Origin of the sequence: Amycolatopsis vastitatis (assembly GCF_002234595.1) — a bacterium.
Lineage (GTDB): Bacteria > Actinomycetota > Actinomycetes > Mycobacteriales > Pseudonocardiaceae > Amycolatopsis > Amycolatopsis vastitatis.
This window is the reverse complement of the sequence record NZ_NMUL01000010.1, coordinates 129,154-140,104: the sequence shown is the minus strand read 5'-3', so window position 1 is coordinate 140,104 and position 10,951 is coordinate 129,154. Positions and strand designations below refer to the sequence as shown.

Below are 10,951 nucleotides of genomic sequence, written 5' to 3'. Positions count from 1 at the left end.
GAAACCCCTACGACTTACGGAGCACGAGCCGGTGAGCGCACGTGATATCGAGGACGTCTACGACCTGACCCCGCTGCAGCACGGGATGCTCTTCGAGAACCTGTACGCGCCGGGCGAGGGGACCTACGTCGAGCAGTCCGTGCTGGAGTTCGGCGGCTCGCTCGACAGGGACGCCTACTGGCGTGCGTGGCAGCACGTCGTGGACCGGCAAGCGGCGCTGCGCACCACGTTCCACTGGAACGACATCAAGAAGCCCGTGCAGACCGTGCACCGCGGGATAACGCTGCCGCGCACCGAACTGGACCTGCGGAGGCTCGGCGAGGCCGAGCGGCGGCACCGGATCCAGGACTACCTGCGTCCGGTGCGCGTCAAGGGGTTCGACCTGGAAGCCCGGCCGCCGATGGACCTGTGCCTGGGCGTCGCCGACGACCGGCAGTACCAGCTGCTCAGCGTGCACCACCTGATCCTGGACGGGTGGTCGGTCGGGATCATCCTCGCCGAGTTCATGCGCGCCTACCGGGACTACCACGAGGGCCGGGACCCGGAACTGCCACGCGCCGGGCGCTACCGGGACTACGTGGCCCGGTGGCAGCAGCCGGACAGCACCGGGTCCGAACAGTACTGGCGGACCGAGCTGGCCGGGTACGTCCCGCCCGCACCGCTCGACCTCGGGACTCCCCCGGCCGCCGACCAGGGCGAAGTCCCGTACGAGGGGGCGGATCTCGACCTGGCCGACCTGGCCGGCGACATCCGGGCCTTCACCCGCGAGCACCGCCTGACCGCGAACACCCTGGTCCACGGGGCGTGGTCGCTGGTGCTGTCCCGCTGCCTCCACACCGACGACCTGACCGTGGGGACGACGTTCGCCCACCGGCCGCAGGACGTGCCCGCCGTGGAGTCGATCGTGGGCTGCCTGGTCGGCACGTTCCCGATCCGCACGGCGGTCCGGCCCGGCCGGCCGGTGCTGGACTACCTGGCGCGCATCCAGGATTCCGTGCTGTCGGCGCACGAGCACGCCGGGAACAGCCTGGTGGACATCCACCGCTGGAGCCCGCTGCCGCCGTCGGAGCGCCTCTTCGAAAGCCTGGTCACGTACCAGAACATCCCGATCCCGGAGTTCTCGCTGCCGGGCGAGGACGTGACGATCCGCGGCTACACGGTGGACACCCGGCCGCAGTTGCCGCTGGTGCTGATGGTGATGCCCGGCAGCACCATGCCGATGCGGCTGGTGCACGACCGGCGGCGGTTCAGCGCGCACCAGGCCGACCTGCTGCTGCGCCGGGTGCGCGAGACGCTGCGGGCGATCGTCGGTACGGGCCGTGGCACGACACTCGGCGAGATCGACGTCCGGACCGGCGACGAACGGCGGCACACGGAACGGGCCTGCGCCGACACGGTCAACCTGGACCTGCTCGCCGCCGCGGACCCCCGGGTGGCCGGGCTGCTGCGGGCGGCGCCGGGACGGCCGCTGCGGCTCGTGGACCAGCAGGGGCGCGAGGTTCCGCTCGGCGCACCCGGCCTGGTCGAGGTCGGCGGCACGCCTTCCGGCGTGTGGGCCAGGGTGACCGACCACGACGACATCGAGTACCTCGGTGACCGCGCCCGGCCCGCGGTCCCCGTCCGCGCCGGGGCACCGGACGACGAGCCGGGCACGCCGACCGAGAAGTCGATCGCCGCGCTCATGGCCGGCATCCTCGGCGTCGACCGGATCGGCGCCACCGACAACCTCCTCGAACTGGGCCTGCACTCGCTGCTCGGCACCCGCGCGATCAACCAGGTCAGGGACGCCTGGAACACCACGGTCACCCTGCACACGCTGTTCGAGCACCCGACCGTACGAGACCTCGCGAAACTGGTCGAGGCCGGCGGCGAGACGCAGCCCGCGCCCCGCGGGCACCAGGACCTCCGGACGGACGTCACCCTGGACGAGTCGATCACCGGCACCGGGCCCGGCGCCTGGACCGCGTCCCCCCACCGGGTGCTGCTCACCGGGGCCACCGGGTACCTCGGCACGTTCCTGCTCGACCGGCTGCTGCGCACGACCGCCGCCACCGTCACCTGCCTGGTGCGGGACAAGACGGCGGACGACGGGCTGGCGCGCCTGCGCGACACCCTCCGCTCTGCCGGGCTGTGGCGCGACGAGTACCACGGCCGGGTCACCGCGGTGTGCGGGAACCTCGGCAAGCCGCTGCTCGGGCTGGCCGAGGCGGACTTCGCCGCACTGGGCGAGGACGTGGCCGAGATCTACCACGCGGGCGCGAGCCTGAACATCCTGCCGAGCTACCGGCGCCTGCGGCCGACGAACGTCGGCGGGACCCGGGAGGTGCTCCGGCTCGCCGCGACCGGCCGGACCAAGCCGGTGCACTACCCGTCGTTCGCCGGGCTCACCGAGCACCCCGATCCGGCGGTCGCCGGCCGTGAACTGCCGCTGGGCGAGAACCCGCCGGACGTCCGCAACGGCTATCTGGCGACGAAATGGGTGGCCGAGCGGATGCTGGACCTGGCCAACGAGCGAGGCGTCCCGACCGTGGTCTACCGCGCCACCAGGCTGATGGGCGCGACGTCGCCCGCCTACTGGAAACCGGCCGACGCCACGAGCGAGATCGTGCGGGCGTGCACGTACCTGGGTCTGGTGCCCGACTCGGACGTCCCCATGCCCGCGTCCCCGGTCGACTACGTCGCGGACGCGATCACGGCGTTGGCGCGCCGGCGGGAGTCCCTCGGCGGGCACTACCACCTCGTCGCGCCGAAACCGTTCAGCTTCCGCGTACTGGGCGAGGCGATGACGCTCGCCGGGCACGACGTGCGGCCGGTGGACATCGACACCTGGTACTCCGAACTCGTCCGCCGGTCCGCGGCGGACCGGGACTCGCGCTGGGACCTGGTGCTCGCCGTGGTCGGTGCCTGGAAGCGGCACGTGGCGGAAGGCTGGCGGGAACCGGGCTACGACACGTCGCTGGCCACTTCGGCGCTGGCCGGTGCGGTGGTCTGCGGCCCGGTCGACGCGGAGTACCTCCGCGGCGCGCTGACGGCCTTCGCCACGGTGGGGGCGGACGGGAGATGACCACGGCCGCCGAGCACGTCCGGTCCTGGGAAGCGCTCTACGACGAGCTCTACACCGGGTCGCTGACGGCCGACCCGGACACCCGGTTCGCCGGCTGGACCAGCAGCTACACCGGTGAGCCGATCCCGCTCGCGGAAATGCGGGAGTGGCGGGACGCCACGGTTCGGCGGATCGGCGCGCTGAACCCCCGGCGCGTGCTGGAGATCGGCGTGGGCAGCGGGCTGGTGCTGACCGAACTGGCCGGGCGTTGCGACACGTACTGGGGCGTCGACGCGTCCGGTGCCGCGATCGACTGGCTGGAGGACACCCTCGACGACGACATCGCCGACCGTGTCGTGTTGCGGCAGGGCGCCGCGCACGAGCTCGGCGACCTGCCCGAGCTGTTCTTCGACACGGTGATCCTGAACTCCGTCGTGCAGTACTTCCCCGGCCTCGGCTACCTGCGCGAGGTCCTCGACGGGGTGTTCCGGCTGCTCGCGCCCGGCGGCGCGGTGTTCGTCGGCGACGTCCGCAACGCACGGACCCAGCGGTGCCTGCTGGCCGCCGTCGCGGTCGCGAAGGGCGGCGACCGCGCGACCCTGGAACGGTTGCTGCGGCTGGAAAAGGAACTGCTCGTCGACCCGGGTTTCTTCACCGGCCTGCCGTACGGCGCGGACGTCCGCCTCAAGAACGCCGGGTACCACAACGAACTGAGCAGGCACCGGTACGACGTCATCCTGACCGAGGCGCCGCGGCCGGAGCACCCGGTCGCACGCCGGTTGGCGTGGGGCGTCGACGTCACCGGGACCACCGAGCTGGCCGGCCACCTCGTCGAGGCGGGCGGCCGCGGGCTCGCCGTCACCGGGATCCCGAACCTGCGGCTCACCGGTGAGCTCGCCGTGCTCGCGGAACTGGAGTCCCGGCCGCCCCCGCCGCCGGGCACCGACCCGGCCGAGACGTCCGCGCTGGGCGCGCGGCTCGGCTACCGGGCCGTCCTCACCTGGTCCGAAACGGACGGGTGCTTCGACGTGCTGTTCACCCAGGAATCCGGCGTACCGCAGGGAGCCCCGACACCATGACGCTCTACGAGAGGTTCGCGGCGCAGGCCGCCCTCGACCCCGGCCAGGTCGCCGTGGTCGACAGTGAACTGTCCCTGAGCTACGACGAGCTGCGCGCCGCCGCGGAAGACCTGCGCGACCGCCTCGCCGCCGCGGGCGCGCGGCCCGGGGACCTGATCGGGTTGCGCATGCCCCGCGGGGTGGCCGTCGCGGTCGGGATCCTGGGCATCCTCGCGCACGGATGTGCCTACGTGCCACTGGACCCGGCGTATCCGGCCGCCCGCCGGGAGCTGATCGCCGAGGACGCGGGCGTGACCGTGGTCGTCACGGCGGAGCGGGGCACCCGGCGGCCGGACGTGGTCGTCACCGGCCCTCGGACCGTCCGGCACGAAACCCCGCCGGATGTCGCCTACGTGATCTACACGTCCGGCTCGAGCGGCCGTCCCAAGGGGGTCTTCGTCGGCAACGAACACGTCCTGGCGTTGCTGGACGCCGGCCACAAGGTCTTCGACTTCGACGCGACGGACGTCTGGTCGGTGTTCTGCGGGTACGGGTTCGACGTCAGCGTGTGGGAGCTGTGGGGTGCCCTGCTCAACGGCGGCACCGCCGTGATGATCTCCCACGAGACCGCGACCGACCCGCGCGCGTTCGTCGACGTCCTCCGGGCCGAGGGCGTGACCGTGCTCAACCAGGTGCCGACCGCGTTCGACTACCTGCTGGCCGAACTGGCGGCACGGGGCGAGCGGCTGCCCGCGCTGCGGTACGTGATGTTCTCCGGTGAGGCGATCCACCCGCCCGCCATCCGGCGCTGGTACGACCTGGCCGTGGCACCTGGGGCGACGCTGGTCAACATGTACGGCATCACCGAGACGACCGTGCACGCCACCTGGCACGTGCTGGCGCCGGACGCCGGGGACGGGCGGCCGGGCACGACCCCGATCGGAGTGCCGTTGCCACACCTGGAGATCACCGTGGTGGACGAGGACCTGCGGCCGGTGCCCGCCGGCACGCCGGGCGAGATGCTCGTCTCCGGTTCCGGGGTCAGCCACGGTTATCTCGGCCGCGAGGACCTCACGGCGGAGCGCTTCTCCGTCCGCGACGGGGTGCGAACGTTCCGCAGTGGTGACTGGGCGGTCCGGGACGCCGCAGGCGACCTGCACTACATCGGCCGCAAGGACCGCCAGGTGCAGATCCGCGGGTTCCGGGTCGAGCTGGGCGAGGTGGAGGCCGCGATCGCCCGGCACCCGCTGGTGGCCCAGTGCGCGGTGACCGTGGCCGCGAACCGGCACGGCGAACCGCTGCTCACCGCGCACTACACCCGGTGCGGCGACGCGGAGATCACCGGTGAGCAGCTCCGCACGTTCGCCACCGGCGTGCTGCCGCCGCAGATGGTGCCGATGGCGTTCCGCGCGCACCGGTCCATGCCGGCCACCCCGAACGGGAAGATCGACCTGGCCGCGTTGGACAGCACGTCCTGACCCATGCGGCCACGGCCGCACGCTACCCAGACGGCTATGCCGTGCGGTGCCCGATCAGCGGCCCACTCCAGCATGGCGGAACCACGATCGCGAGACGAGACTCACACCATGCGCTTCGAAGTCCTCGGCCCGTTACGCCTGGCCGACCGCAACCGCGTCACCGTCGTGGGGCCGCCGAGGGTCCAGGCGGTGCTCGCCGTGCTGTTGATCCGTGCGGGTGAGCTGGTCACGCGGGACCAGCTGATCGCGGAGATCTGGGCCGACGACCCGCCCCGCCGGGCCACCGCGGCCCTGCAGGTCTACGTCTCGCAGCTGCGCAAGATCCTCGCGGCCGCGGGGTTCCCGGCGGGCACCGTGGTCACCCACCAGGCCGGCTACGTGCTCCACAAGGGCGCCCACGAGTGCGACGCGGACATCGTGCTCCGCCTGGCCGCGAACGGCCGGGTCCTGTCGCGGCACCGCCGGTACCCGGAGGCGATCGGCGCGCTGGAGGGTGCGCTGTCCCTGTGGCACGGCCCGGTCCTCGGCGGCCTGCGCGCCGGGCACCTCGTCGACGGGTTCGTCACCCGGCTCGAGGAGACCCGGATGGCGTGCCTGGAAACGCTGATCGACTGCCGGCTCGCCAGCGGGCTGCACCGGGAGCTGGTCGGGCCGCTGCACTCCATCGTCGCCGAGCACCCGACCCGGGAGACCTTCCACCGCCAGCTCATGATCGCGTTGTACCGCTCGGACCGGCAGGCGGACGCGCTGAACGTCTACCACCTCGCCCGCAAGACTCTGGACGACCAGCTCGGCGTCCGCCCGGGCCGGATGCTGCAGCGGGTTCAGCAGGCGATCCTCCGAGCGGACGACGAGCTGCTCGCGACCTGTCACGCCGGCGGCAGCGAGTGGACGGAGTCGGCGTAGTCCGGCGCGGGTTCGCCCAGTTCCCGCACGAGCGTCGCGATACCGCCGACGGTGCCGAAGTTCTTGGCGCTCAGGTGCTGGAAGGGCACGATCACGCCGAGCTGCTCGCGGATGAAGGTCAGCAGGATGGCGACTTTCAGCGAGTCCAGGATCCCCCACTGCAGCAGCGGGGTGTCCGCGCCGAGTTCTCCCTCGGGGTCGCCGTCCAGGAACTTGTGCCGGATGAACTCGACGAGCTGCTGCTCAACGTCCGCCTGCATGCTGTGCCCCTCTCATACTGTGCTCCTCTCCTACCGCGCTGCCTTCCCGCGATGCGCGGACGAGCGCGGTCCGATCGATTTTTCCGTTGCCGGTACGGGGAAGCGCGGACACCGGGTGCACCTCGCCCGGGATCATGTAGGTCGGCAGCCGCTCCGCGCAGTGGCGTTTGATCGCCAGCACTCCGGTCCGGGCGCCGGGACGGAGTACGACGAACGCCTCCAGCCGCGCTTCGAGCGCCTGGCCACCGACCACGACGGCCGCCTCGGCGACCGCGGGGTGGGTGTGCAGCGCGGCTTCGACGTCGCCCAGTTCGACCCGGTGTCCCCGCACCTTGGCCATCGCGTCGCGCCTGCCGACGTACTCGAACGAACCGTCGTCCCGGGCCGTCACCAGATCGCCGGTGGCGTACGGGCCCTGGTGCGGTTCCCTGCCCCAGTAGCCGCGCATCACCGACGGGCCGCTCACGTACAGCTCCCCCGGCTCACCCGGCGGTGCGACCGTCCACACGGTGTCGCCACTGGCCGCGGTGCCGATCGGCACCGGCCGGTCCCGCAGCAGGTCCTCGGCACGGACCTCGTGCGCGGTGCACACGTTGGTCTCGGTGGGGCCGTAGAGGTTCAGCAGCCGCGCGCGGGTCCAGCCCGCGAGTTCACGCAGTGCGCCGATCGGGAAGACCTCACCGGCGAACAGCACGGCCCGCAGCGACGGCGGCGCCGGCCGGTCGAGCAGGCCGCCTTCGCGCAGCATCAACATCAGCGCCGAAGGAACCGAGTACCACACGGTGATCTCCCGCTGCCGCAGGAAATCGGCCAGCTGCACGGGGGCGTAGGCGAGTTCCGCGCCGACCAGGTGGACGACGGCACCGGTGCACAGCGCCCCGTACAGGTCGAGCACGGAGAGGTCGAAACTGAACGGCGCGTGGTTGGCGAGCCGGTCGCCCGGTCCGATCGCCAGCGTCTCGATCGCCCATCGCACGAAGGCGAAGGCGTTGGCGTGGCTGAGGCACACGCCTTTCGGGTCACCGGTCGAGCCGGACGTGTAGAGGATGAACGCGAGGTCGTCCCGGCCGGTCTCGACGGGCGGCGGTACGGCGGCGGGAAGCGGCTCGCCGAGGTCGACGAACACGGTCGGGGCCTCGAGCCAGGGCCTGATCTCCCGCGCGCGTTCCGGGGTCGTGCACACCACGCGTGGGGTGCAGTCTCGCGCCACCTTCGCCGCGCGGCGCGCGGGAGACGTGCTGTCCAAGGGGACGTAGACCGCGCCGACGCGCAGGGCCGCCTGCATCGCGGTCACGACGGCACAGGACTTGGCGGCCCAGATGAGGACCCGGTCCCCCGGGCGCACCCCGGCCGCGGCGAGGTGCGCGGCCATGGCGTCCGCCCGCCGGTCGAGCTCGGCGTAGGTCAGCGAGCCGTCGGGCCCGGTGACGGCCGGCCGGTCGGGATAGCGGCGGGCCGCGGCCCGCACCGCTTCGTGCAGTCGAGTCACAGGCCCATCTCCCGCGTCAGAATCTCCTTCTGCATCTCCGTCGTGCCGGAGAAGATCGCCGCCGGGACGGCGTCCCGCAGCTGGGCCTCGACGCCGCCCTCGGTCAGGTACCCGGCGCCTCCGAAGACGCGCACGGCGTCCAGGCCGTTCGCGATCGCGGCCTCGGCCACGGCCACCTTCGACACGGCCGCCGCGGCCCGGTGGTCCCGGCCCCCGTCCAGCAGCCAGCACGCGCGGTGGACCAGCAGCCGCGCGGCCTCCAGGCGCACCCGCATGTCCGCGATCCGGTGGGACACCGCCTGGAAGCCGGCGATCGCCCGGCCGAACTGACGGCGGGTTCTGGCGTGCTCGACGCACTGGCGCAGCTGGCGGGCCAGCACCCCGAGGTAGAGCCCGAACAGGCAGGCCCGCTCCCAGCCCATCGAGTGCTGGAAGATCATCGAGCCCTGGCCGTCCTCGCCGAGCCGGTACCGGGCCGGCACCCGGCACCCGGTGAACTCCACCGAGCTCGCCGGGCAGCCCCACAGGCCCATTTTCGGCAGCGGGCCGCCGACCTTCAGGCCCGGCAGGTCGCGCGGGACCGCGAACGCGCTGATCCCGAGGAAACCCGCGGCGGGGTCGGTGACCGCGTAGGTGACGAACACGTCCGCGACCGGGCCGTTGCTGGCGAAGGACTTCACGCCGTCGAGGACGTAGCCGCCGTCCACCGGCGTGGCCGTGGTGGTAAGCGCGCCGACGTCGGAACCGGCCTCCGGTTCGGTCATCGCGTTCGCCCCGATCAGCGTCCCGTCCGCGAGGCCGGGCAGGAGCTCGTCGAGGAGACTCTGGCACGCGAAGTCCCTGACGGGCACGGCACAGGCGAGCAAGTGGGCGGCGACGCCGAACACCAGGCCGGTGTCCGTGCACGCGTCACCGAACGCTTCCAGGCACAGTGCGACGTCGAGCGCACCGAGACCGCCGCCGCCCGAGGTGGCCGGCAGGCACAACCCGGTCAGCCCGAGCGCCGCGGCGGCCGACCACTCGTCCCGGGAATAGTGCGCGTCCGGCGAGTTCCTGGCCACGCCGGGCAGGCGCAACCGCACCGCGGTGCGCAGCGCGTCGATCCGCTTCTGCTGCTCGGAAGTCACGTCGAAGTCCATAACGGAACCCATCGGACCGGCCACGGCCAACAGATCGGCAAAGAACCGCCAAAGGCCGTGGTCGGGCGTTTTAGCGGGTCGTCAGCGTGTCCTTGGCGCCGCCCGAAGACTGGGACACATGCAAGCCAACTTCGATGTCGCCGTCGTCGGCGGTGGTCCGGCCGGCTCGACGGCGGCCGCGTATCTCGCCCAAGCCGGCCTTTCCGTCCTGTTGCTGGAAAGCGAGATCTTCCCCCGACCGCACGTCGGCGAGTCCCTGGTGCCCGCGGCCACGCCACCGCTCGTCGAGACCGGCGCGATCACCGCCGTCGACGCCGCCGGCTTCCCGCGGAAGTACGGTGCCGCCTGGACCACCGCGCACTCGGTCAACCTGCCCAACAACGGCTTCGCCGGGCTCAGCCACAACCTGCCCGCGGTGGTGCAGTTCGTGGAACGCGACCAGGAGGGCGTCGACCGCGACTACACCTACCACGTCGACCGCGGCAAGTTCGACCTCATCCTGCTGAAGAACGCCGAGGAACGCGGCGCGCGGGTGATCTGCGGCGCACGCGTGCTGAAGGTGGACTTCGACGACCCGGAGCAGGTCACCCTGAACTGCCGGATCGCCGGCGAGAGCGTGGACTTCACCGCCGGCATGGTCGTCGACGCCTCCGGGCGGCACACCCTGCTCGGCAAGCAGCTGAAGACGAAGGTCCCGGACCCGGTGTTCAACCAGTACGCCCTGCACGCGTGGTTCGAGGACTTCGACCGCAGCGCGTTCGTCACCGAGGACCACGAGCTGGACTTCATCTTCGTGCACTGGCTGGCCATGCGGGACTCCTGGGTCTGGCAGATCCCGATCACCGACACCATCACCAGCTTCGGTGTCGTGACGCAGAAGAAGAACTTCAGCTCGGCCGGCTCTTCACCGGACGAGCTGTTCTGGGACTTCGTGGACACCCGGCCGGAGCTGTCGAAGGCGCTGCGCAAGGCCCGCCAGGTCCGCCCGTTCAAGGCCGAAGGCGACTACAGCTACCGGATGACAGAGATCGCGGGCGACCGGTTCGTGCTGATCGGCGACGCCGCGCGGTTCGTGGACCCGATCTTCTCCAGCGGGGTGAGCGTCGCGATGAACAGCGCGCGCCTCGTCTCGCGGGACATCATCGCCGCCCACCGGGCCGGTCGCGGCTACGGCCGGGCCAGCTTCGCCGGCTACGAGGAGAAGCTGAAGAAGGCGGTCGGGTACTGGTACGAGTTCATCGCCATCTTCTACCGGCTCAACGTGCTCTTCACCGCGTTCGTGAAGGACCCGCGCTACCGCATCGACGTGCTGCGGATGCTGCAGGGCGACGTCTACGACGGTGAACCGCCGAAGGCGCTGGAGGACATGCGGAACATCCTGCGGGCGGTGGAGAACGACCCGGACCACGTCTGGCACCCGTACCTCGGTGGTGTCTGGGCAGGGCCGGTGACATCCTGAAACCGCGGTCGGTCTTCGTCCGGGGAATCGGCGTCCTCCTGCCCGACGGCCGGATCAACGCGGACGACGCGGTCGCGGCCGGGCTGTGCGACGCCGACCAGATCGCCTACAGCGGCCTG

At 71.9% G+C, this 10,951-nt stretch carries 8 protein-coding genes; 5 read left to right on the top strand and 3 right to left on the bottom strand.

Going from position 1 to position 10,951, the window contains the following annotated elements; translation table 11 throughout:
- The first annotated feature begins 31 nt into the window (after positions 1–31).
- From CF165_RS13135 to CF165_RS13120, 4 genes are all read left to right on the top strand, one after another.
- Positions 32–3,064: a thioester reductase domain-containing protein gene (locus CF165_RS13135; protein ID WP_093947772.1), complete on the top strand. Its 3,033-nt coding sequence runs from the start codon at positions 32–34 to the stop codon at positions 3,062–3,064.
- Positions 3,061–4,122 carry a class I SAM-dependent methyltransferase gene (locus CF165_RS13130; protein WP_093947771.1) on the top strand — a complete coding sequence of 354 codons (1,062 nt, stop codon included), beginning with the start codon at positions 3,061–3,063 and terminating at the stop codon, positions 4,120–4,122. Before CF165_RS13135 ends, CF165_RS13130 begins: the two co-directional genes overlap by 4 nt.
- The gene (locus CF165_RS13125) at positions 4,119–5,579 is read left to right on the top strand and encodes an amino acid adenylation domain-containing protein (protein WP_093947770.1); all 1,461 of its coding nucleotides are present in this window, start codon (positions 4,119–4,121) and stop codon (positions 5,577–5,579) included. The genes CF165_RS13130 and CF165_RS13125 overlap by 4 nt, the downstream gene beginning before the upstream one ends.
- Before the next feature lie 108 nt (positions 5,580–5,687).
- A complete protein-coding gene (locus CF165_RS13120) occupies positions 5,688–6,485 on the top strand; it encodes an AfsR/SARP family transcriptional regulator (RefSeq protein WP_093947769.1) in 798 nt (265 codons plus the stop codon).
- On the opposite strand, the gene CF165_RS13115 is transcribed toward CF165_RS13120, so the two are convergent.
- The 3 genes from CF165_RS13115 to CF165_RS13105 are packed head-to-tail and all read right to left on the bottom strand — an operon-like array spanning position 6,449 to position 9,361.
- Positions 6,449–6,745 (bottom strand): acyl carrier protein, encoded by a 297-nt coding sequence (locus tag CF165_RS13115; protein ID WP_093947768.1) that lies wholly within the window; start codon positions 6,743–6,745, stop codon positions 6,449–6,451. The genes CF165_RS13120 and CF165_RS13115 overlap by 37 nt on opposite strands.
- The gene (locus CF165_RS13110; protein ID WP_240521567.1) at positions 6,729–8,234 is read right to left on the bottom strand and encodes an amino acid adenylation domain-containing protein; all 1,506 of its coding nucleotides are present in this window, start codon (positions 8,232–8,234) and stop codon (positions 6,729–6,731) included. The genes CF165_RS13115 and CF165_RS13110 overlap by 17 nt, the downstream gene beginning before the upstream one ends.
- On the bottom strand, positions 8,231–9,361 hold the full coding sequence (locus CF165_RS13105) for an acyl-CoA dehydrogenase family protein (protein ID WP_240521566.1): 1,131 nt from the start codon (positions 9,359–9,361) through the stop codon (positions 8,231–8,233). Before CF165_RS13105 ends, CF165_RS13110 begins: the two co-directional genes overlap by 4 nt.
- 130 nt (positions 9,362–9,491) lie before the next feature.
- Here CF165_RS13105 and CF165_RS13100 point away from each other — a divergent pair, with 130 nt between their 5' ends.
- Positions 9,492–10,832, top strand: a complete 1,341-nt coding sequence (locus CF165_RS13100; protein WP_093947766.1) for an NAD(P)/FAD-dependent oxidoreductase — start codon at positions 9,492–9,494, stop codon at positions 10,830–10,832.
- The last annotated feature ends 119 nt before the right edge of the window (positions 10,833–10,951 follow it).